At 68.6% G+C, this 22164-nt stretch carries 21 protein-coding genes; 14 read left to right on the top strand and 7 right to left on the bottom strand.

The genetic code is table 11. The features are described 5' to 3' along the window. Positions 1–73: 73 nt before the first annotated feature. Together BO996_RS19205 and BO996_RS19200 are read right to left on the bottom strand one after the other, a co-directional pair. The gene (locus BO996_RS19205) at positions 74–256 is read right to left on the bottom strand and encodes a hypothetical protein (RefSeq protein ID WP_071956129.1); all 183 of its coding nucleotides are present in this window, start codon (positions 254–256) and stop codon (positions 74–76) included. A gap of 179 nt (positions 257–435) precedes the next feature. Further along, on the bottom strand, positions 436–1665 hold the full coding sequence (locus BO996_RS19200) for an MFS transporter (RefSeq protein WP_071956128.1): 1230 nt from the start codon (positions 1663–1665) through the stop codon (positions 436–438). A gap of 144 nt (positions 1666–1809) precedes the next feature. Here BO996_RS19200 and BO996_RS19195 point away from each other — a divergent pair, with 144 nt between their 5' ends. The 8 genes from BO996_RS19195 to BO996_RS19160 all read left to right on the top strand — a co-directional run bounded on the left by BO996_RS19195 (position 1810) and on the right by BO996_RS19160 (position 8829). Continuing rightward, positions 1810–2397 (top strand): TetR/AcrR family transcriptional regulator, encoded by a 588-nt coding sequence (locus tag BO996_RS19195; protein WP_071956127.1) that lies wholly within the window; start codon positions 1810–1812, stop codon positions 2395–2397. A gap of 150 nt (positions 2398–2547) precedes the next feature. Then, positions 2548–3210 carry a response regulator gene (locus BO996_RS19190; RefSeq protein ID WP_012206042.1) on the top strand — a complete coding sequence of 221 codons (663 nt, stop codon included), beginning with the start codon at positions 2548–2550 and terminating at the stop codon, positions 3208–3210. Beyond that, positions 3207–4751, top strand: a complete 1545-nt coding sequence (locus BO996_RS19185) for an ATP-binding protein (RefSeq protein ID WP_071956126.1) — start codon at positions 3207–3209, stop codon at positions 4749–4751. Before BO996_RS19190 ends, BO996_RS19185 begins: the two co-directional genes overlap by 4 nt. 196 nt (positions 4752–4947) lie before the next feature. After that, positions 4948–5727: a c-type cytochrome gene (locus BO996_RS19180; RefSeq protein WP_071956125.1), complete on the top strand. Its 780-nt coding sequence runs from the start codon at positions 4948–4950 to the stop codon at positions 5725–5727. 17 nt (positions 5728–5744) lie between these two features. Next, complete coding sequence (locus BO996_RS19175) at positions 5745–6776, top strand: c-type cytochrome (RefSeq protein WP_071957162.1); 1032 nt, start codon at positions 5745–5747, stop codon at positions 6774–6776. Between the two features lie 303 nt (positions 6777–7079). Further along, on the top strand, positions 7080–7685 hold the full coding sequence (locus BO996_RS19170; protein WP_063325936.1) for a DUF2325 domain-containing protein: 606 nt from the start codon (positions 7080–7082) through the stop codon (positions 7683–7685). Next, entirely contained in the window at positions 7682–8185 is a 504-nt protein-coding gene (gene fur, locus BO996_RS19165) for a ferric iron uptake transcriptional regulator (RefSeq protein WP_043821391.1), read from the top strand. The genes BO996_RS19170 and fur overlap by 4 nt, the downstream gene beginning before the upstream one ends. Then, a complete protein-coding gene (locus tag BO996_RS19160) occupies positions 8182–8829 on the top strand; it encodes a nitroreductase family protein (RefSeq protein WP_065347680.1) in 648 nt (215 codons plus the stop codon). Before fur ends, BO996_RS19160 begins: the two co-directional genes overlap by 4 nt. A 67-nt stretch (positions 8830–8896) precedes the next feature. On the opposite strand, the gene BO996_RS19155 is transcribed toward BO996_RS19160, so the two are convergent. The 3 genes from BO996_RS19155 to BO996_RS19145 all read right to left on the bottom strand — a co-directional run bounded on the left by BO996_RS19155 (position 8897) and on the right by BO996_RS19145 (position 11244). After that, the gene (locus BO996_RS19155; RefSeq protein WP_071956124.1) at positions 8897–9784 is read right to left on the bottom strand and encodes a class I SAM-dependent methyltransferase; all 888 of its coding nucleotides are present in this window, start codon (positions 9782–9784) and stop codon (positions 8897–8899) included. Between the two features lie 147 nt (positions 9785–9931). Then, positions 9932–10513 (bottom strand): cysteine hydrolase family protein, encoded by a 582-nt coding sequence (locus BO996_RS19150; protein ID WP_071956123.1) that lies wholly within the window; start codon positions 10511–10513, stop codon positions 9932–9934. Positions 10514–10737: 224 nt separating this feature from the next. Then, complete coding sequence (locus BO996_RS19145) at positions 10738–11244, bottom strand: hypothetical protein (RefSeq protein WP_071956122.1); 507 nt, start codon at positions 11242–11244, stop codon at positions 10738–10740. A 133-nt stretch (positions 11245–11377) separates the two neighbouring features. Between BO996_RS19145 and BO996_RS19140 the strand changes: the two genes are divergently transcribed. The 3 genes from BO996_RS19140 to BO996_RS19130 all read left to right on the top strand — a co-directional run bounded on the left by BO996_RS19140 (position 11378) and on the right by BO996_RS19130 (position 13754). Further along, positions 11378–11740 (top strand): hypothetical protein, encoded by a 363-nt coding sequence (locus BO996_RS19140; protein ID WP_071956121.1) that lies wholly within the window; start codon positions 11378–11380, stop codon positions 11738–11740. A gap of 180 nt (positions 11741–11920) precedes the next feature. Further along, on the top strand, positions 11921–13258 hold the full coding sequence (locus BO996_RS19135; RefSeq protein ID WP_071956120.1) for a hemolysin family protein: 1338 nt from the start codon (positions 11921–11923) through the stop codon (positions 13256–13258). Continuing rightward, positions 13245–13754: a hypothetical protein gene (locus BO996_RS19130; protein WP_063325935.1), complete on the top strand. Its 510-nt coding sequence runs from the start codon at positions 13245–13247 to the stop codon at positions 13752–13754. Before BO996_RS19135 ends, BO996_RS19130 begins: the two co-directional genes overlap by 14 nt. A 135-nt stretch (positions 13755–13889) precedes the next feature. Here BO996_RS19130 and azu read toward each other — a convergent pair whose 3' ends face one another. Beyond that, positions 13890–14348 carry an azurin gene (azu, locus tag BO996_RS19125; RefSeq protein WP_012206029.1) on the bottom strand — a complete coding sequence of 153 codons (459 nt, stop codon included), beginning with the start codon at positions 14346–14348 and terminating at the stop codon, positions 13890–13892. A gap of 328 nt (positions 14349–14676) precedes the next feature. Here azu and BO996_RS19120 point away from each other — a divergent pair, with 328 nt between their 5' ends. Further along, positions 14677–14967, top strand: a complete 291-nt coding sequence (locus BO996_RS19120; protein ID WP_071956119.1) for a hypothetical protein — start codon at positions 14677–14679, stop codon at positions 14965–14967. Between the two features lie 58 nt (positions 14968–15025). Here the strand turns inward: BO996_RS19120 and BO996_RS19115 are convergent, their stop codons facing one another. Then, positions 15026–15742, bottom strand: a complete 717-nt coding sequence (locus BO996_RS19115; protein WP_071956118.1) for an alanyl-tRNA editing protein — start codon at positions 15740–15742, stop codon at positions 15026–15028. Between the two features lie 391 nt (positions 15743–16133). On the opposite strand from BO996_RS19115, the gene BO996_RS19110 reads away from it, so the two are divergent. Together BO996_RS19110 and BO996_RS19105 are read left to right on the top strand one after the other, a co-directional pair. Then, positions 16134–19076: a DUF4132 domain-containing protein gene (locus BO996_RS19110; RefSeq protein WP_071956117.1), complete on the top strand. Its 2943-nt coding sequence runs from the start codon at positions 16134–16136 to the stop codon at positions 19074–19076. Between the two features lie 70 nt (positions 19077–19146). Then, a complete protein-coding gene (locus tag BO996_RS19105; protein WP_071956116.1) occupies positions 19147–22143 on the top strand; it encodes a DUF4132 domain-containing protein in 2997 nt (998 codons plus the stop codon). The last annotated feature ends 21 nt before the right edge of the window (positions 22144–22164 follow it).

Here is a 22164-nt window from a genome sequence, read left to right as displayed (position 1 = left end):
CAGCGCCACCTCTTGCGCTCGCAGGAAAAGGATTTTCTGCAATCGCAAGAAAATCCATCTCATCGATCGAGGGTCAGAACTTATTCCAGAGTGCTGCAAATGCCCCGAAAGAAATGGCAATGAAGAGGGATGCCTTGAAAATCAGCTTGTTTTTTGATGAAGTCGATGGCTTCACTATCTCGTATTTGGAAACGAGCATGACGACGACAAGGGTCAGCACGCACACGACGATAAGCCGTGTCTGAAGTTCGTTCATTGCATATCCTTCCATCAAGCGGAATACGGGGTCGCGAGCGATGCGAATCCGTGAGGGCAAGGCCTGGATTGTGCATTGGTAATTGCGTGAATTTCCGCTGTGGAAGACAAGGAGAATTCCGAAATATCTCAGGATATTTCCGAGGTGGCATAGGACTTGTCCTGAAGTTTCTGCGGAATTCAGACTTGTTGATTCTTTGCCTGTTGATGGCCGCAATCCGCTTTGCTTCCAGTCCCAACCAATCCCATGGCCGTAGACAGCAGCAAGGCCGCAGCGGCCAAGCCGCCAGACAGCCAGAGCGTGGCGTGCAGCCCCCAGCCATCGACCAGTTGGCCGCCCGCCCATGAGCCCAGCGCAATACCGATGTTGAAGACGCCAACGTACAGCGCCGTGGCAATTTCCACGGCGCGTGGCGCAGCCTGCATCATCCAGGTCATCAGTCCCACCGATACGCCGCCGTAGGCCAGGCCCCAGACCAGCAGCACGGCGCCACCACCGGTTGGCGAGTCGCCCACGGACAGGAACAGCACAGGCGCCAGCAGAAGGCCCAGGGCGATCGCTGCCAGACTCGGCGCCGTGCGGCGCGCCGCGATGATGCCCGCCAGGAAGTTGCCCGCAATGCCCGCGATGCCGTAAGCCAGCAGCAGCGCGCTCATCCATTGCGCATCGAACCCCGACACCGTCAGCAGCAGCGGGCGCACGAAGGTGAAGGACATGAAATGCCCGGCCACCAGCAGCAGCGTCAGTGCCAGCCCGGCCTGCAGCCTGCGGTTGGCCAGCTGACGGCTGAACTGGCGCAGGTTGGCCGAGTCTGTGGCAGGCAGGGCGGGGAGAACGGCCACGTGCAGCGCCAGCACCAGTGCGCTGAAGCCTGCCATGCCACCAAAGGCCCAGCGCCATCCCGCGAAATCGCCGATCAGCGCGCCCAGCGGCACGCCTAGCACCGAGGCCGCCGCCACGCCGCCAAAGATGATGGAAGTTGCCAGGCCCATCGACGCCTGGGGTACCAGCCGTGCCGCCAGCCCGCCCGCGATTGCCCAGATGCCGCCCATGCAAAAGCCCACCAGGACGCGCGCGGCCAGCAGCCAGATCAGCGACGGCGCCAGCGCCGAGGCCAGGTTGGCCAGCACGAGCAGGGCCAGCAGTCCGCACAGGATGCGGCGCCGGTCCATGCCGCCCGCCGCCATCACCACCAGCGGCGCGAACAGCGCGGCCAGCAGCGCCGGCAGCGAGATCATCAGGCCGGCCCTGCCCATGGAGGTGCCCAGGCTGCCAGCAATGGATGTGAGCAGGCCGACCGGCAGCATTTCCGTGGTCACCACGGAAAAGGTGGCCAGGCCCACGGCGGACACGGCCAGCCACGGGCGGCGCGCGGCGGGTTCGGGCCGCGTGGAGGAAGACGAATTCATGGTTCAGATCCCTTCAAACAGGTGGGGGGTGTTGCACCGCCGTCGCGGGACAGAGAAAATACATACGCTGCGTATGAATAGAATCCTATATACATACGCGGCGTATGTAAATAATCATGCACGCCGTATGCAAGGAGATTGGCCATGGTTCGCCGCACCCGCGCCGAGATGGAAGAAACCCGCGCCACGCTGCTGGCCACGGCCCGCAAGGCCTTTGGAGAGCAGGGCTACGCCGATGCCTCCATGGACGATCTCACCGCGCAGGTGGGCCTGACGCGGGGCGCGCTGTACCACCATTTCGGCGACAAGCAGGGCCTGCTGGCGGCCGTGGTCGAGCAGATCGATGCCGAGGTGGATGAACGCCTGAAGGCCATCACCGCCCATGCCCAGGATTCCTGGCAGGGCTTTCGCAGCCGCTGCCGGGCCTACCTGGAAATGGCGCTGGAGCCTGAAATCCAGCGCATCGTGCTGCGCGATGCGCGCGCGGCTTTGGGCGGTGCGCTGCCGCAATCGCAGCGCCACTGCATTGCGTCCATGCAGGCACTGATCGCGGACCTCATGGCCCAGGGCATCGTGGCCCGGGCCGATCCGCAGGCGCTGGCATCGCTGATCTACGGCAGCCTGGCCGAAGCGGCTTTCTGGATTGCCGAGGGCGAGGACGCTGACCTGCGGCTGGAGCGCGGCGCGGCGGCTCTGGACCTGCTGCTGGGCGGGCTGCTGGCCCGGCCCTGAGCGGGCCGCCTGGCCGCATTCTTGTGCACCCGCCTGCGAAATTCGGCACGCCGCCGCGCCAGCGCGGCAAATCTGCGATGCTCAGTCGCTTTTCGTTCCCGACTTGAATACAGACGGCGGGGCCTGGCGCCAGGCCCTGCGGACAACAACATGCATGTTCTCTTGGTGGAAGACAACGCGCTGGTGGCCAGCGGCGTGCGAGCCGGCCTGCAGCTGCAGGGCTTCGGCGTGGATACCGTGGCCTCGGCCGGGCAGGCGGATGCGGCCATCCGTTCCTCGCATTTCGATGCCTGCGTGCTGGACCTGGGCCTGCCCGACGAGGATGGCCTCTCGCTGCTGGCGCGCTGGCGCGGCCAGGGCCTGCAGGTGCCCGTGCTGGTATTGACGGCGCGCGATGCCGTGTCACAGCGCATCGAAGGCCTGCAGACCGGCGCCGACGACTACTTGGTCAAGCCCTTTGACCTGCACGAACTGGCGGCGCGCCTGCATGCGCTGCTGCGCCGCGCGGCCGGCCGCAGCGTGGACTGGATCGAGCTGGGCGAGGTGCGCATCAACCCCGCTGCAGGCCACATCCAGCGCCAGGGCCGCACGGTGGAGCTGTCGCGCCGCGAGTGGTCGCTGCTGCGCGCGCTGCTGCAGTCGCCGGGCCGCATTCTGAGCACCGAGCAACTGCGCGACAGCCTCTACGGCTACAGCCAGGACGTGGAGAGCAATGCCGTCAACGTGCATGTGCACCATCTGCGCCGCAAGCTGGGCCATGAACTGGTGGAGACGGTACGCGGCGAGGGCTATCGCCTGGGCCTGCACCCATGATGCGCAGCCTGCGCGTGCGCCTGCTGGCATGTCTGTGCCTGGCGCTGTGCACGCTGTGGGGCGGGGTGGCGGCCTGGATGTTCTCGGACATGCGCAACGAACTGCGCACCGTGCTGGATGACCGGCTGATCGCCTCGGCGCGCATGGTGGCAGGCATCGTCCACCAGTTCCGGCCTGCCCGGGAGCTGCCGCAGGACTGGAGCCCCATGCTCAACGTGATCGCGCGCGACGGCGTGGCCTGCGAGGTCAGCCTGGTGCGCGGCGAGGTCCAGCCCGTGCGGCCCGAATCGGCCCTGCCGCAGGTGCTGGCCAAGACCGAGGGCAGTCCCGTGTTCCCGCAGAGCATGCCGCTGGGCTTTTCGACCATCATCAAGGGCGGCAAACCCTGGCGCACCTATGTGCTGGAGGACCACGGCGTGCGCATCGCCACGGCCGACCGCATCGATGTGCGCGAGGGCCTGATCCACGGCTTTGCCTACACCATCGTCCTGCCCTTCGTGCTGGCGCTGCTGGCCAGCATGGGGCTGATGTGGTGGGCCGTGACCCAGGGCCTCAGGCCGCTGGAGGCCCTACGGCGCGAACTGGCGCGCCGCCCGCCCGGCGACGATTCGCCCGTGGCCCAGGGCCTGCAGACGCGCGAGCTGGCGCCGCTGGTGGGCACGCTCAACCAGCTGCTGCATCGCGTGCGCGCCGCCATCGACCGCGAGCGCCGCTGGAGCGACGACGCTGCCCATGAGCTGCGCACGCCGCTCACCGCCATCAAGACCCATGTGCAGGTGGCGCAGATGGCGCTGGCGGCGCCCGGCATGCCTGCCGGCCTTCTGGCCGCGCCGCCCGGCTCCATGGCCCGCGATTCGCTGGCCCAGGCGGGCGAGGGCGTGGAGCACCTGCAGCACACGCTGGAGCAATTGCTGCTGCTGGCGCGGCTGGAGCAGCATGAACCTGGCGCTGCCTCCGTGCTGGCCTGCGGCGATGCGCCTGCCGATGCGCTGCAGGCGCTGGACAAGGCCTGGCAACTGGCTGTGAATGCCGTGAGCGCCCAGACCCCAGCGCCCGCGCTGCGCACATGGTTGGACAACGGCCAGCCCGTGCAGGACTGGCCTCTGGCCATCTCCGAGCCCCTGCTGGTCTCGGCCCTGCGCAATCTGCTGGAAAACGCCCTGCGCCATGCGCCGCAGCATCCCGTGGAACTGGCCGTGCGCCCCGTTGGCGCCATGCCGGGCAAGACACAGCAGCCGGGCACAGGCTATGTGGAGTTCACCGTGGCCGACCACGGCCCGGGGCTCAGCGCCGAGGAATGCGAAGAGGCCACGCGCCGCTTCTGGCGCAAGCGTCCCCAGGAGCATGGCAGCGGCCTGGGACTGCCCATCGTGCAGCGCATCGCCGAATGCGCAGGCGGCTGCCTGCTGCTGCAGCCGCGCAGCCTGTGGCGGCCCGAGGAAGGCCAGGCCAGCGGCCTGGTCGCGCGCCTGTACCTGCCGCTGGCGGACGGCCCGTGCCCGCAGATCCCGGCCGCCGGCCCATTAGCGCCGGCCCATTAGCGCCGGCCCATTAACGCCGGCCCATTAACGCCGGCTTAATCTCGGCTCCGTATCGTGCGGGCCTGGCTGGCCAGCCCTGCGGGCATTGCGCCTTGCGGGGCGGCGGCCGGTATCCCTATTCGATCCTGTCCGCCGCAGCCGTGCGCTCCTGGGTGCGTGGCGCGGACGCATGGCAGGGCAAATGCCTCTTCCCACGATGATCCGCATGAACAAACAGACCCTGTCCCGGTCGTGCATCGCCATCGGCATCTGCATGCTGATAGGCAGCGCCTGGGCGCAAGACGCCGCGCCCAAGGCAGCAGCGCCCGCAGCAGCGCCCACAGCTGCGGTGCAAGGCAGTGCAGCAGCCGGCCAGAAAATCGCCCAGTCGGGCACGCCCCAGGGTGCGGCGGCATGTGCCACCTGCCACGGCGCCAAGGGCGAGGGCATGGCGGGCTTTCCCGCCCTGGCCGGCCAGCACGCCGGCTATCTGGCGCGCCAGCTCCAGCACCTGGCCGACGGCAGCCGCCAGGCCCCCGTGATGGCGCCCATGGCCAAGGCCCTGTCGGCCCAGGACCGTGCCGACGTCTCGGCCTATTACGCCAGCCTGCCGCTGCCCATCCAGCCCGTGCGCGGCCCCCTGCCCAAGGGCAAGGACGATGACGGCGCCTGGCTGGTCGAGCGCGGACGCTGGGCGGACGGCATTCCCGCCTGTGCCCAATGCCACGGCCCGGGCGGCGTGGGCGTGGGCGCAGATTTCCCGGCCATCGGCCACCTGACGGCCGACTACATGCAAAGCCAGGTCGCCGCCTGGAACAAGGGCCAGCGCGAGGCCGGCCCGCTGGGCCTCATGGGCAAGGTTGCGCAAAAGCTCACGCCCGCGGACATCCAGGCCGTGGCGGCCTACTACGCCCGCCTGCATGGCGCCAGCACCAGCTCCAGCACCAGCACCAGCACCGCAGCCACGGCCACGGCCTCCGCGCCAGCCAAACCCTGATGGACCGGGAGCCGAACATGTCCGACACACAACCCACCCGCGCCTCCAAAAACTCCAATACCGCCGAGTACGTCGTCGTCGCCTGCCTGTTCGCCGGCCTGGCGGGCGCGCTCGCCTATGGCATGTACATCAGCCAGCCAGACATGCCACCTGCGCCGGCCCGCGTGGGCGCGGTCCCCGCTGCGGCTGCCACCGCAGCCAGGGCCGATGCAAATGCGAATGCCCAGGTCACCTCCCAGGCCGTGAAAGTGGCTGCCGACGGCGGCGCCTTCACACCCCCCGGTGCCCGCGACATCCCCGACACCCCCATGGGCGAGTGGATCCGCCGTGGCGAGGCCATCTTCCTGCGCACGCCGGCCAACGCCGTGGGCTTTTCGGGCAACACCCTCAACTGCGTGAACTGCCACCTGGACGCAGGCCGGCTCAAGGGCGCCGCACCCATGTGGGGTGCCTACCCGCTGTACCCGGCCTACCGCAAGAAGACCAACCACGTGGACACCTTCGCCGAGCGCGTGCGCGGCTGCTTCATGTACAGCATGAACGGCAAGGCCCCCGGCGACGGCCACGACATCCTCGTGGCGCTGGAGGCCTACGCCTACTGGATGGCCCAGAAGGCGCCCACGGGCGAGAAGCTGCCGGGTGCGGGCTTCACCAAGGTGGGCAAGGCCGCGCAGGAGCCCAGCTTCGAGCGCGGCGCCAAGGTTTACGAGGCCAAGTGCGCGCTGTGCCACGGCGCGCAGGGCCAGGGCCAGGAAACCGGCGGCGTGACCGTGTTCCCGCCGCTGTGGGGCAAGCAGTCCTACAACTGGGGCGCGGGCACGCATGAGGTGGACAAGGCTGCCAGCTTCATCAAGGGCAACATGCCCTACGGCAACCCCACGCTGGACGACCAGGAGGCCTGGGACGTGGCCACCTACATCAACAGCATGGAGCGCCCCCAGGACCCGCGCTTCACCGGCAACGTGGCCGACACGCGCAAGCAGTTCCACGACACCCCGTTCTCCCTGTACGGCACCGAGGTCAACGGCCGGATGCTCAAGGGTCTTTGAGCAGGTCGGTCAGGCAACGGCAGGCCGGGCGCAGGCCTGCGTTGCCGTGCATGGCAGGGCGCTGACGGCCGCCCTGCAAGCACATCTGCGCCGGTGCGGCCTTTGCACCAGACTGCGTACGGTCATCGGTTTGACGGCCGGCATTTCATGATTTAATAAGAATCATTCTCAATGATTTGCCAGCGCATCCGGCTTGCACCGCAGCACACCGCCTTGCCGGCAAGCCAGGCCCGTGCCGCACAGGGCCATGCGCAAAGGCCTTCGCGCGACCACCGCGCAATGCTCAGGTTTGCCGAGGAAACCATGACCCAGACCTTGGACGACATTCAGCAGCTGGCGCATGAGCACCAGGTGCTGCTGCGTGGCTACGGCCACGCCCAGTTGCGCAGCAGCGAGCTGCTGTGCCTTCAAGCCCAGGAAATAGAGAGGCTGCAAAGGCTGGTGATCCGCCAGCGCGCGGCCTTGATGGCCAAGGAAACCCAGCTGCTGTGGGCGCGCGAGGAGCGCGAGGCGCTGGAGAAGGCCATTCCCGGCCTCTCGCGCCGCGTCACATTGGCACGGCGCGTGGAGTCGCTGCTGGTGCGCGTGCAGGACCTGTTGCGCGAGCGCGCACGCTGGCAGCGCCAGACGGCCGCGCCCGTGGCCCAGCCCGCCATGCCTGCGCGGGAGCCCGAACAGGACGCCGAGGCCTTCGAGGCCAGCCTGCGCGAGGCCGATCTGGTGATCTGCCAGACCGGCTGCCTGAGCCACGGCGAGTACTGGCGCGTACAGGACCATTGCCAGCGCACGGGCAAGACCTGCGTGCTGGTGGAGCAGCCCGATGCGCTGCGCATCGTCCGCATACACCGGGGTGCCGAAGGCGGCGACAACCCCGCCATGACACTGACACACGGAGACACCACCGCATGACACGCAGCAAGATGCCCCTGAGCCCGGGTGGCGAACCCGAACTGCGCAGCGTCGGCCTGAAGGCCACGCTGCCGCGCATGCAGGTGCTGGAAATCTTCAGGCAGAGCGCATCGCGCCACCTGCATGCCGAGGACGTGTTCCGCCTGCTGGCCGAGCGGCGTGCCGAGGTGGGCCTGGCCACCGTCTACCGCGTGCTGTCGCAGCTGGAGGCTGCAGGCCTGCTGCTGCGCCAGACCTTTGAAAGCGGCAAGGCGGTGTTCGAGCTCAATGAGGGGCCGCACCATGACCACCTGATCTGCCTGCAGTGCGGACGCGTGGATGAATTCAGCAACGACCACATCGAGGCGCTGCAGCACCAGGTGGCCCAGGCCCACGGCTACCGCCTGGCCGACCACCGCCTGGCCCTGTACGGCCATTGCGGCGCGTGCTCGCAGCTGCCACCCGAATCACCGGCACAGCCCGAGCAGGCAAGACAGCCTGCGCTGCAGGACAACGAATGAGCACCAACGACAGATCCCTGACCCCCGAGCAGCGCGCCGCGCTGGACCTGCTGATGTCGCGCCAGTCACGCTGGCCGCTGCAGGAGCCGGCGCCCGGCCCTGGCGTGATCGACACCGTCATCGACGCGGCCTTGCGCGCCCCCGACCACGGCCAGCTGCGCCCCTGGCGCTTCGTGCTGGTGCAGGGCGATGCGCGCCATGCGCTGGGCGAGGTGTTCGTGCAGGCCGCCAAGGCGCGCGACCCGCAGGCCGACGCCGAGCGATTCCGCGCCAAGGCCCTGTCGGCCCCGCTGATCATCGCGCTGGGCGTGCACCTGCAACCCGAGCACAAGGTGCCTGAAAGCGAGCAGCTGCTGGCCGGTGGCGCTGCCGCCATGAACATGCTCAACGCCCTGCACATCCTGGGCTTTGGCGGCTTCTGGGCCAGCGGCGCCAACAGCCACGATGCGCGCGTGCGCGAGGCCCTGGGATTCGAGCCCCATGACCGGCTCGTCGGCCTGCTGTATGTGGGCACGCCCGTCTCGGCCGGCCGCGAAGCCCTGCGGCCGCCGCGCAACCGCTTTGTGCGCGAATGGCAGCCCGGGCAAGACCTGGTGCAAGGCCTGGCCCTGGCCCTGTCCTCCAGCGCGGCCGACGAAGGCTGATCCTGGTTCCCTGAAACAAGGATGCCCGGCTTGACCGGGCATCCTTCGCTGCGGCTGCGCAATCGGCCTAAGCCGCCGTCTCGACCGACTTCAACTGGTAGATGGCATAGAAGTGCACGCCAAAGGTCCAGCGGAATGCCGGCCCCACCAGCGAGTAGGGCGGGCCGTAGCCTTCCATCACCTGGTGCGCGGCCACCAGCTGCAGGCGCGGATGGGCTTGCGCCAGATCGGCCTCGCGGCGCAGGCCCCAATGGAACTGGGCCTGGGTGAGCCGGACCGAGGGGTGCTGGCTTGCGCGCCCGGCGGCCAGCCAGCACATGGCGTCGAACACCAGTTCCGAACCCGGCGGGCTGCATTGCGCAAACGTGGTCCACAGCGCCTGTATCTGCTCTTTTTGCAGGTACATGGAAACGCCTTCGGCCATCATGAAGACGGCAGGCCCTGACCTGTCGGCCGGCAGTCCCAGCCGCCGCCACCAGTCGGCGTCGGCCAGGTCGAATTCGCGGATCTCCTGGCGCTCCGATTGCCAGGGTAGCAACTGCCTGCGCAGTGCGACCACCGGCCCCAGGTCCGCATCCGTCATATGCATCTGCCCGTTGTCCAGCCATTGGAAATAGTCGCTGAGGCCGCAGCCCAGGTTCACCACATGGCCCTGCGGCTGGCGCCGGAGAAAGTCCTGCGCCAGCGCGCGAAAGCAGTGCGTGCGCGCCAGCACGCCGTAGATGCTCTGCCTGTCCTGCAGCCAGCGGCTGCCGTCGTCGCCCAGCTGGGTCAGGGTGTCCAAGGCATGGGCGTCACTCACGGCCATGCCCGGAAACAGCCGGTCGCCCAGGGCGCGGGCGGTCAGCGGAATGCGCAGCGTCTCGCTGACGTCGGACAGTTTTTCCTGCCGGGGCGTGGAGGGCGGCGCATCGGTGAAAGCCGGGCCGGCCGACGGTGCAAGAGGTTCGGGCATTGCTCGCTCCTGTGGTGCGCTGCAGGCCAGCATGCCAGGCCTGCGCACGTCATGAACCAGTTAACGGAAATCATTCATATTGGTTTGATGCAAGGCTGCCACGGCACGACCCGCGACGCTTCCAGGGCCATCATGCGCGAAGTCCGTTCAGAACCGGCAGTCCGCAGTCTGCACCAGTTGCGCAAAGGCGCCGCCCAGCGTGCGGTTGTGGTGGCCGATGATGAGCCCGGCCTGCAGCAGCGGCGAATCGGTGGTGGTATGGGCATCCGCCACCAGCACCGGGCGAAAGCCCAGGCCGGCTGCGGCACGGCAGGTGGTGTCCACGCAGAACTCGGTCTTCATGCCGGCGATGACCAGTTCGGCAATCCCGGCTTCGGCAAGCCAGGTGGCCAGGCCGGTGCCCTCGAAGCAGCTGGGCCGTGTCTTGTCGAAGACGCGGTCCCGCTGCGCCTCGATGCCCAGCTGCGGCAGCAGCTGCGTGAGCGGGCTGCCCGGGGCGATCGGCGAGCCTGCAGGGCCGGTGTGGCGCGCAGCGAAGATGGGCGCGCCGGCTTCACGGGCGCGGGCGATCAGTTGTCGGGTGTTCGCCAGCACTCGGTCCTTGTCGAACGGCGCATCGCTGCCGTTGAAAAGACCTTGCTGCATGTCGATGACGAGCAGGGCACGCCGTGGGCCGCCCGGTGCGGCCTTCGAGGATGGGGAGGAAGCGGCGGAAGGGGGAATCTGCATGAAGTCTCTCCGGTGATGCCCTGGATGCACGGAGAAACGCAAAGGCCCCGTCCATCGTGGGCGGGGCCTTGGGGGATGGTGGCTGCCTTGCGGCGCTCAGGTATCCGTCCACGGTCCGCCGTTGGCGGTCGTGGTGGTGGTGAGGCGGTGCGTGGCAAAAACCATCCGCGCATCCTGAGGCCGGCGATGCGGCCTGTCAACCCTTGCGTGCGCGGGCCTGGCCCTCACGATTTGTTGACCTTGTGGTCCTCGTCCTTGGCTTCTTCCATGGCCTCGGGCTCCAGTTCCTCGGCGGAGCGGTTGAGGTGGATGAAGGCGCCCCAGCCCAGCAGCAGGACACCCACGGCGCTGACCAGGGCGGCGGGGTAGAGCAGGTGGGCGGGTTCTTCCTGCGTCTTGAAGGCGGCGACCAGGGCCTCCACGGCCAGCGCGACGACCAGCACCACCAGAAAGCGCGAGAGAAAGCGGCGCACGCGCGTGGGGCCGCTGATGTGGGCCTCGCGTATGACTTCCTCTTCGGTGATGGTCTGGGCGATCTGCAGCGCAACCACGCCGGAGGCCAGGATGCCCAGCGCCTCGACGATGCGCAGGCCTGATTCGCCATCCACGCCATGCGCCATGGCGTTCCAGCCCTTCAGGCCCGCGATCCAGAGCAGGGCCACGGCGGCCAGCGAAAACAGCAGCGCGATGAGGGCGTGCAACACGGTGAAAAGGGTATGGATGGCTTTCATGGCAGAGAGCGGAGAGTGGGCCGTGGCGCATGTTTCCACGGCGCCGGCGCGCCGCTTGTAGGAAGCGGCGAACAGCGGTGGACAGGCGGCCTGCCTGTCTGCGGTTCACGGGCATGGATAGAATCCGAGGACCATGTCCAAATGGTTCATCGCGGTTTTCTCCCTGCACTTCGTCGTCAGCGTGGCCTTGTCCACGCTGGGGCTTGCGCCATGGCGCGCCCTGCCGGACGAGCCATGCGAGCCGCCCGGTGTCCACCCGCGCGCGGCCTGCGCCGGCCCGGAGCGCGAGGCGGCGCCGCGGGTGGACACGGTCTCCCTGCTCGATGACTTCGACCACGCGCTGATGGACGATCAACAGGACCTCCCTGATGTCGTGCACGCCGTGGACGGCATGCCGGCACCCCGTCTGCAGGCCGGGCGCCACATCACCGCCAGCCTGCGCGAAGGCCCTTGGCGCAGCCTGGCACCGCCCGACCGGCCTCCGCGGGCAGCCTGATCCCCCATTGCCGTTTTTCTGACCTGCAGTGCCCTGCGCCTGCGGTGCCTCTGCCGCTTCGGGACCCTGTCCTGAATGCCCGGCTGCCGGGCTGGCCCCTGGCTTTCCTTCTTCCCGGACCCATCGCCGCATGGGCCCTTTCTGCCGCAGCTGCGGCTCCCGGTTCCCACAACACGCATCATGGAAATTGCCATACTTTTTGCGCTGATCCTGCTCAATGGCGTCTTCGCCATGTCCGAGATCGCGCTGGTGACGGCCCGCAAGGCGCGCCTGCAAAAACTCATAGACGAGGGCGATGCCGGCGCCGCCGCCGCCGCGCAGCTGGGGGCCGACCCCACGCGCTTTCTGTCCACCATCCAGATCGGCATCACCTCCATCGGCGTGCTCAACGGCATCGTCGGCGAGGCCGCGCTGGCCGCCCCGCTGGCCGAGTGGCTGCAGCGCATGGGCGTGCCCGCGCCCTATGGCGGCTACACGGCCACGGCGCTGGTGGTGGTGCTGATCACCTACTTCTCCATCGTCGTCGGCGAGCTGGTGCCAAAGCGCATAGGCCAGACCTATCCCGAGACCTTTGCGCGCCTGATCGCACGCCCAGTCAACTGGCTGGCCCATCTGACCAAGCCCTTCGTGGTGCTGCTGTCCGTGTCCACCCATGCGCTGCTGCGCCTGCTGGGCGTCAAGGAAAACAGCGGCAGCGTCGTCACGGAGGAAGAGATCCACGCCATGCTGGCCGAAGGCACGACGGCCGGCGTCATCGAATCGCACGAGCACACCATGGTGCGCAACGTGTTCCGCCTTGATGACCGCCAGATCGGCTCGCTGATGGTGCCGCGCAGCGACGTGGTCTGCCTGGATGCCGATGCGCCGTTCGAGGACAACCTGCGCGTGATCGAACAGTCCGACCACGCGCGCTTTCCCGTGGTGCGCGGCGGCATGGACTCCATCATCGGCGTGCTCAACGCGCGCCAGTGGCTGTCGCGCGCGCTGCAGGGCAAGGAGCAGGGCCTGACCGACCAGCCCATGCAGACCGCGCTCTATGTGCCCGAGACCATCACCGGCATGGAACTGCTGGAGAGCTTTCGCCTGTCCGACGTGCACATGGCCTTCGTGATCGACGAGTACGGCGAGGTCCAGGGCATCGTCACCCTGCAGGACCTGGTGGAAGCCATCACGGGCGAATTCCAGCCCCGCGATCCGCGCAACTCCTGGGCGCTGCAGCGCGAGGACGGCAGCTGGCTGCTGGACGGCCACATCCCCGTGCCCGAACTCAAGGACCGGCTGGAGCTGGCCACCGTGCCCGAGGAAGAGCGCGGCCGCTACCACACGCTGGCCGGCATGGTCATGCTGCTCACGGGCCGGCTGCCGTGTGTCACCGACACCGTGCAATGGGAAGGCTGGCGCTTCGAGGTGGTGGACATGGACGGCAAGGCCATCGACAAGGTGCTGGCCATGCGCGTGGACGTGTCGCTGCAGGTACCGGGTGATGAAGACGGCGGTGCGGCCCATGCCTCGCGCTGAACGCCGGGGCCCGCGCGGCGCATGGAAACTGCTGGCATGCGCAGGCGCTGTGGTCTTCATGGCCGCCTGCCTGGACGGCGTGCAGGGCTACCCGCAGCAGCAGGCGCCCATCATCAGCCCCTACGACATGACCCAGGAGCAGCGGCTTGCCGAAATGAACGCCATGGGCGCGGCCGGCCATGCCGACCACCGCTGGACCTACGAACTGCGCCCCGGCTGCGTGCTGCGCGTGGACCTGGACGGCCCGCAGGGCCCCAGGCCTTCGCATGACATCGCCCTGCTGGGCAGCGTGGTGGCCGTCACGGCCCAGCGCGAACGCGGCAGTTTCCGCGTGGAGCTGCAGCCCGGCGACGGCCTGCAGGCCGCGCGCTCCCTGGTGCTGGAAAGTGCCAAATGGGCCGACGCCAGCTGGACCCAGCTGCTGCTGCGCCTGATGCAAAAGGGTTGCGTGGAAATGCAGGGCCGCCCGCACGGCAGGACCACCAGCAGGCACTGAGAGGCCACGCAGAGCGGAGGGGATCGGCAGGCCAGGCAAGTGCGGCTTGCCTGGCCCCGCAAATGAAAAGCGGCACCGAAGTGCCGCCGGGTAGAACGCGGGGCACAAGGCCCCGCGCCAAGGCAGATCGCCGGCTTACTTGGCCAGCGTCAGCGTGCCCTTCATCAGCGCGGAGTGGCCGGGGAAGGAGCAAAAGTAGCTGTAGGCCTCGCCGGCCTTCAGGGCAGCGGTGGAGAAGGTGACGGAATCGCTCTCGCCGCCGCCGATCACCTTGGTGTGGGCGATCACGCGGGCATCCTTTTCCTTCACGAAGTCCTTGGCCGCACCAGCGGCGATGCCGTCATTGGCCACGGGCTGCAGGTCGGCCGTCTTGCTCAGCACCCAGTTGTGGCCCATGGCCGTCTTGGGCAGCTTGCCCACATGCTTGAGCTTGACCGTGAACTGCTTGCAGCTGGCGGGCACGCTGATGGTGGGCTTGTTGAATTGCATGGCGTCGTTGCCTTCGATCTCGACGGCGCAGTCGGCGGCCAGCACAGGCGCGGCGACGGCAGTCATTGCGAGGGCCAAGAGGACGGGCTTCCATTGCTTTGCCATTGTTTTCTCCTTGAAAAGCGGGTGAGGTGGCTGGCATCCGAGGGCCATGGACCGGCAGGCGGTCTGTCGCCATGGATGCCTTGTATGGCTGCCCCAAGCATAGACAGGATCGGGGGCGGCAGGTTGATTTGAATCAAGTCAAAAGAGTTCGAAGACTTGCGCTTGGAGCATGCGGTATGGCGTTGCGCATGCAGGGCATGCATTCGGGCTGCCGCAGGAAAACGGTTTTGCTGCCCGTGGTCTTTTGGCGACGGGCAACCCCACAGCTCGCATGCCTCTACTCACGTCAGTCACATTTGGGTACGATTGCGGAAAATAGAGGGAATGTATGAGATTGCTTGTTTTCATAGGCTCGATCATCGGCGCCATCTTTCTGCTGACGGCGTTCTTCGTCGACGGCTCCCATCAACAGGCGGCGCTGGCGGCCATGGCCTGCGCCAGCGTCCTCATTCCCTATGTGCTGTTCAGATTGCACTCGATCGCCGTCGAGCATGACCAGCTCGACCAGATCCTGCAACTGGTGCGAAAGTCCGGTAGCCAGGGCGAGGGGCTGGCCCAGGGAGGCGATGGGCCCCCTGAGGCGAGCGGGCCCGTGGCGCCCAGGTCCTGGATGTCCTGAGGCCTGGCATCGACAGGTCTGGCATCAACAGGTCTGGCATCAACAGGTCTGGGGGGTGTCAGGCGAACTGCACCACCACGCGCCGGTTGGTGCGGCTTTTCTTCTCGATCTTGGTAACGGCCACCGTGCCTATCTCGGCCGTGCTGCGCACATGCGTGCCGCCGCAGGGCTGGCGGTCCAGGCCGGGGATGTCGATGATGCGGATCGTGGAGGTGCCGCCTGGGGGCGCGGCGCCTGCGGTGCGCACCAGGTCGGGCTGTGCAGCCAGTTGCTCGGGCGTGATGCGGTCCACGTTCACGGCATGGCTGGCGGTGATCAGGGCGTTGAGGCGCTCTGTCAGCTCGGTCTTGTCCAGCGTGGACTCGGGCAGGTCGAAATCCAGGCGCGCCGAGTCGGGCGAGATGCTGCAGCCCGTCACGGGCACAGGCACCAGCACGCCCAGCAGGTGCAGGCAGGTGTGCAGGCGCATCAGCCGGTGGCGCCTGTCCCAGTCGATCACCACCTGGACACGTTCACCCACCTGGGGCGGGGCATCGGTCTGCAGCACATGCAGGATGCGCTGCCGGTCATCGGCATAGACGGTGTCGATCAGGGCCAGGCTGCGGCCATCGGCCAGGGTCAGCGTGCCGGTGTCGCCGGCCTGGCCGCCGCTGCGGGCATAGCAGACCGTGGCATCGAGCTCGATGCCTTCGGGGCTGACGGCCGTCACGGTGGCTTCGCAGCGGTCCAGGTAGGCGTTGTCGTCAAAGAGCTTGTGCGTCTGGGACAGGGGCATGGGGTGTCTCTGGGGTCATGTCGCGGTCCATGGTATCGGCGGCATGGCAGGGCCGGGCAGTACGCCTGGGCGAAAAGTCCCCAGTACAGTCCATGGCCCGCAGCGGTGGCAGTCGCCAGCTTGACAGCCTGTCAAGTGGCGGTGCCCGCGACCTGACAAGATCGGCGCCCGCACCGCGTGCGTGTCGGGGAACAATGGCGTGGCCGTTGCGGATGGCGCTACAGATTTTTCCAAAGCTGACGACATACGCAGGGCATGAATCTGTGAGTTTTCCGAGGGACTGTCCGGATGGATCAAGAACTTTTGCTTCCGTCCGGTGCAGGCTCCACCCCGTCTCCATCCCGGCAGGCCCTGGTTTGCGGCTTCCCACATTGTTCATCTCCTCATCCCCATGAGCACTACCGATCTTCACGCGGCTTCCCTGAGCGATCTCTATGACCGGCTGCATGAAAGCCTCAGCGACGAGGCCTTTGCCGCCGAACTCGACGCCCGCCTGCATGACGGGCGGGCCGACGAGGCACGCACCTTCCTGCGCGGCTGCGAGGAGCGTTGTCTCAACATCCTGGGGCATCTGAGCGGCAGCGACGCACCCTGGTCGCGTGACGGCGATCGCTGGCTGGCCTTTGCGCGGCTCACCGTGCCGCGCGGCCATGTGCTGTCGGGCCGCAGCGAGGAGCTGACCAATGCCCATGTGGCTGCCGAAGTGCGCGTGCTGGCCGAGCAATGGCTGGCCCACGCCCGCAGCGCCGACCTGCCTGTGTACAAGGGCATAGGCTTGGTGCTCGGCAGCCTGCTGCCCTGGCTCAGCTATCCCGGCATGCCCTATGACGAGGTGACGTCCACGCTGGACTGGGCGCTGGCGCTGCGCGAGGAGGCCGGGTTCCGCCGCAGCCATGAGTACCACGCGGCCTGGAAGCCCCTGGTCGCCCAGCTGAACGATGCCGACCTGCTGCGCTATGCCGCCGTGGGCGGCAAGCTGTTCGACGATGTGCTGGACCACTACCGCAACGAGCGCCAGCCCAGGCAGCCCAAGGGCCAGGGCTGGAAGGACTGGCTGCCTTTCTTTGCCGAGCATCCCCAGCTCTTCGACAAATCCTACATAGATGATCCCGACCTGATCGGGCAGCGCTGGGCCAGTGCCGGCGCGCCCCGGCGAGAGGAACTGGCCGCGCTGCTGCTCAGCCAATTGACCTACTCCCAGCGCGCCGAGCGGACGAGCGCATTGCAATTGCTGGACCGCCTCGTGGCCGAGGATCCCGCGCCCTTTGCCAAGCAGCTGCGTGAGAACGGCCGCTACCAGATCAGCCTGGCGCTGGCCATGCATGTCATGAAGCAGGACGATGCCGCCTTGCTGTCCCTGCTGCTGCCCGCCATGGCCCAGCGCTGCGACCGCGAGGACGAGCTGCGCCGCTACCGCAGCGTGATCCGCGAGCTGGTGACCCGCCGCCCGGCCGATCTGGCCGAGGTGCCTGTCAAGGACCTGGTCAATGTGCTGCCCGTGCTCGACACCGCCAGCCTGAAGGCCGCGCTGCCTGCGCTGACCGCCATCATCACCGGCAGCAGCGCCAAGGGCCTGCGCGCCGCCATGACCGGTCTGGCCGCCCATATTCCGCTGGCCAGCTTGGTGGATGCCGGCTGGCTGAACAAGCCGCCCAAGAACCTGCTGCTGACCTGCCGCGACGTGCTGCTGGCCCACCCCGACCCCGCTGTCGGTCCCTTGCTGGCGCAGTTGCTGGCCGGCGGCAAGCTGGATGCGGCCTCGGCCAGCAGCGTGCAGCAGCGGCTGCAGCAGTTGGGCCTGACAGGGCAGGGCGCCTCGACATCGGATGAAAGCCAGGCAGATGCCGCATCGCCAGCGTCTGCCGCTGGCGGCGTGGATCTGGAAGCCCAGCTCGCCTCCATCAAGCGCCTGAGCGCGGCCATCAAGCCCTTCGATACGCCCGAGCTGCTGGCGCTGTGCGCGCCGCTGTCCGAACACGCGGCCCGCGTGCTGCTGCACGTATCCGCCATTGCCGAAGGCGGCCTGCCGCCGCTGGCCGGCGAGCTGCTGGCGCGCATTCCGGCCGACAACCGTGCCCGCCTGGCGCTGGCCCTGGTGCAGCAATGGATTGCTTCCGAGGGCGAACCCAAGCAGCGCTGGGCGCTCAGGCTGCTGCCCGGCCATGCCGATGACCGCGTGGTCGATGCGCTGGTGTCCGCCGTCCAGGCCTGGAACCGCCCGCGCCTGCAGCGCGCGGCCGCCGCCGTGGAGCATCTGGGCGAGGTGGACAGCCTCTACGCTCTGCTGCGCGTGCAGGAGATCTCCGAGTCGCGCTCGCTCAAGGACCAGGTGCAGCGCACGGCGCGCATCGCCCTGCGCGCTGCCGCTGCGCGCCGCAAGATGAGCGTGCCCGAACTCTTCGACGAGCTGACGCCGGACTTCGGCCTGGGCCAGGGCCTGACGGTCACGGTCGGGCCGCAGAGCTACCGCGTGGAGCTGCAGGGCGATCTGAGCCTGCGCGTCATCAACGACAAAAACAAGGCCAGCAAGACCATTCCTGCGGTCAAGGACGAGGCGCTCAAGCCCGAATGGGAGGCCGCCACTGCGCAGCTCAAGACCCTGGCCACCAGCCTCAAGACCGTGGTCAAGCAGCAGGCGCCGCGCATGCTGGCGGCCCTGGTCAGCGGCAAGCGCTGGCCGCTGGATCGCTGGCAGCGGCTGTTCGTGGCCCACCCGCTGCTGCGCATCGTGGGGCGCAGCCTGATCTGGCGCGCAGAGGATGCGCCGGGCCTGGCGCGCACCAGCTTCCGCCTGGCCGAGGACTTCTCGCTGGTCGATGTGGAGGATGAAACCGTGACCCTGCCTGCTGGCTGCAGCATCAGCCTCTGGCACCCGGCCACGGCCCAGCCCGGCGAGCGCGAAGCCTGGCAGGCCTACATGGCCGACTATGAGCTGGAGCCCCTGGTCGATCAGCTGGGCGCCTGCGCCGAGCAGCCCGCGCCCGGCCAGTTCAAGAACGGCATGCTGCTGCCGCCTGCACCGATCACGCTGGCGCAGGAGCAGCTCGGCGGCCTGCTCAAGAAGTTCGGCTACCGGCCCGGCCCCGTGGGCGATGGCCCCAGCATCAATGAGCATGTGTGGCGCCTGCCCGCGCTGGAGCTGAGCCTGGAGCTGTCGCACGGCTATTTCCCGCCCTACCTGGACCTGGGCCTGCCCGTGGCCGTGGAAGGCCTGCGCGTGCACGACCTGAGCAAGGAATACGGGGCCAGCGCCGACCCGGCGCGGCTGCCCAAGCCGCTGCTGGCCACGCTGCAAGGCCAGTGGCTGGCCCTGGCGGCCAAGGCGGCAGCCTGAGCCTTTGTGAACCTTTGCTCCCTTGAAACGTTGGCCGCCCGACCGCCCATCACCCAAGACTCCACAGACCATGAGCAACAACGAGACAGCAGCGCTTCCCCTGCAGGCTTTGTACGAACTGCACACGGCCGCGCCGGCCGGGCGCGAGGGCATGCCGGCCTTTGCCGCCGAACTGGCAAAGCGCCTGGCCCAGGGGCGCGATGCCGAGGTGGCGGACTTCCTGCGCGACAGCAGCAGCCTGTGCCAGGAGCGGCTGCACCAGTTGCCCGGCGAGCATGCGCCCTGGCAGCGCGACCACGCGCTGTGGCTGGCGCTGGCGCGCATCAGCCTTCCGCTGGGACAGTTCTATGGGGGCAACTCGGGCGTGCCCCGGCGCAGTGCCGAGCTGACCGCGGAGCTGACGGCACTGGCCCGCGCCTGGCTGGATGACTGGGGCAGCCGCACCCACCAGCCCTGGAGGCTGCGCGATGGCTACGACCTCGTGCTCAGGCAGGTGTTTGGCGTGCTGGGCCATGAAGGCATGTCCAGTGCCGAGATCACTGGCCTGCTGCGCTGGGCGCGGGAACTGAGCGCAAAGGCCGGCATTGCGCCCGGCGCGCAGTACTACTGCCACTGGCAGCACCTGCTGCACCAGCTGCCCGAGCCCGAACTGCTGGCCATGGCCATCGAGGACGGCGGCGGCCAGCTCAGCCGCGACATCGTCCAACGCCAGCTGCCGCTGCAGCGCACGCGGCCTGCAGCGCAGCGCTGGGCGCTGTGGCGGGATTTTTTTGCGCAATTCCCCGCCGTGCTTGACCAGCTGCGCCTGCCCGAGCCCGTGCTGATTGCATCGCGCTGGGAGACGGCCGATGCCGCGCGCCGCGACCTGCTGGCCCAGGACCTGTTCAAGGCCCTGTGCTTTGCTTCGGACGATGACTGGCCGCATGACCGTGTCCTGGTGGAGCGCATGCTGCAGACCGATGCCGCACCGCTGGTCGCCTGGTTCAAGCAACTGGGCCACCTGGCGATCAATCCCGCCGTGGCGCAGCGGCTGTGGGACGCCCGGTGGCCGGCCCTGCTGCCGCTGCTATTGCCGGCCTGCGCAGACGGGTGCAAGCACGAATCCGATCGCGCCGGCTACGCCCCGGTGGCCGAGACCTTGCTGGCCGATCGCCCTGGCGACCTAGCCCGGCTGGCCGCCGGCCCGCTCACGCACCTGCTGCCCGCGCTGCGCGTGGACACGCTGCAGCGGCTGCTGCCGCAACTGGGCAAGGCCGCCTCCGGCAGTGCCTCCAAGGGCTTGCGTGCGGCGCTGGCCCAGGCCCTGTCTGCCCTGCCCGTGGATGCGCCCCAGGCCGCCGGCTGGCTGGCCAAGCCCAACAAGAATCTGGTGCTGGCCTACCGCGATGTGCTGGTGGCCCATCCTGATCCGGCGTCTGGCAGCCTGCTGTCGGCACTGCTGTCCGGTGGATTGCTGGACGTGGCCGAGCAAGGCCCGGTGCAGGCGCGCCTGAAGGATCTGGGTGCCGCAGCCCCGGTTGCGGACGCAGCCAGGCCACCTGCCGGCGAGGCCGCGCCGGCAGGCAGCGATGGTGCCGGCTCCCTGGCAGAGCTTGAAGCCCAGGCCGCCAGCCTGCAGCGCCTGTCGTCCGCCATTGCCGCGCTGGACCAGCCGGCGCTGCTGGACCTGCTCGCGCCCCTGTCGGCCCAGGCCGCGCGTGCGCTGCTGCACCTGGCGGCCACCAGTCCGCAGGAGCTGCCTGCGCTGGCCCGCCAACTGCTGGCCCAGGCCAGCGCCGAGAATCGCGCGCGGCTGGCCCTGGCCCTGGTCCAGCACTGGGTGGCTGCCGATGGCGCGCCCGAATCGCGCTGGGTGCTCAAGCTGCTGCCCGGCGCGGCGGACGACCGCATCGTCGATGTGCTGTCCTCGGCCGCCCTGGCCTGGCACAAGACGCGCAAGGAGCGCGCCGTGGTCGCGCTGCAGCAGCTGGGCCGGCTCGACACGGTCTATGCCCTGTCCTGCGTGCAGGCCCTGGCCACCGGCAAGACGCTCAAGCCCAGCGTGCTGGCTGCCGCGCAGGCCGTGCTGGCCGAGGCCGCCGCGCGGCGCGGCATGGCGCTGGCCGACCTCAGTGATGAGCTGACCCCGGACTTCGACCTGGGCCGGGGCGTGCAATTGCAGGTGGGCGCGCAGACCTATGACGTGCTGCTGCAGGGCGACCTGTCGCTGCGCCTGCGCACGCCGGCCGGCAAGCTGGCGCGCAGCCTGCCGGCCCTGGCCGACGAGGGGCTGCGCACGGAGTGGGATGCGGCCGCCGCGCGGCTCAAGACGCTGTCCAAGGGCATCAAGGCCGTGCTGCAGCAGCAGGCACCGCGCCTGCAGTCCTGCCTGATGCTGGGCCGGCACTGGCCGCTGGACACCTGGCGCCGCCTCTTCCTGGAGCACCCGCTGCTGCGCGTGGTGGCACAGGGCCTGGTCTGGCGGGTGGAGCCCGCGGCCGGCCAGCCGTTCAGCCTGCGCATTGCCGAAGACCTGTCCCTGGTCGATGCCGAAAGCGACGCGGTGCAACTGCCGGCCGAGGGCCGCATCGCCCTGTGGCACCCCGCGCAGGCCACCGAGCAGGAGCGTGCGCAGTGGCGCGAATGCCTGGCCGACTACGGCCTCAAGGCCCTGATCGAGCAGGTCGATGCGCCCGCCGACCTGCCGCTGGCCAGCCAGTGGCAGCAGGAACTGCTGCAGCCCCTGGCACCGATACGGCTCACGCAGCAGGCGCTGGACGGCCTGGCAGGGCCATGGCGCTTTCATGCCGGCCCTGTGTGCGATGGCCCCGGCATCTACCTGCACCTGCGGGACTTTGCCGTGCAGCGCTGGCGCGTGGAACTGCTGCACAGCGCGGCCATGCCGTATTACGAGCCCGACCATGAGATCGACATCGAAGGCTTTGCCCTGCGCGACATGACCGCCGACCGCCTGCTGCCCCCGGCCGAATGGCCGCTGCCGCTGCAGGCATCGCTGTGCGCCATGCTCCAGGCCCTGGCCTCGCGCGCTGCGGGCGCGGCAGCCGCAGCGGCTGCAGCCCAGGTTTGACTCCCTCCAGAACCCCTGAAT

It is taken from the genome of Delftia sp. HK171 (assembly GCF_001886655.1).
Taxonomy (GTDB): Bacteria; Pseudomonadota; Gammaproteobacteria; order Burkholderiales; family Burkholderiaceae_C; genus Comamonas; species Comamonas acidovorans.
The sequence above is the reverse complement of the archived record's forward strand: the minus strand, read 5'-3'. Positions and strand labels throughout refer to the sequence as shown.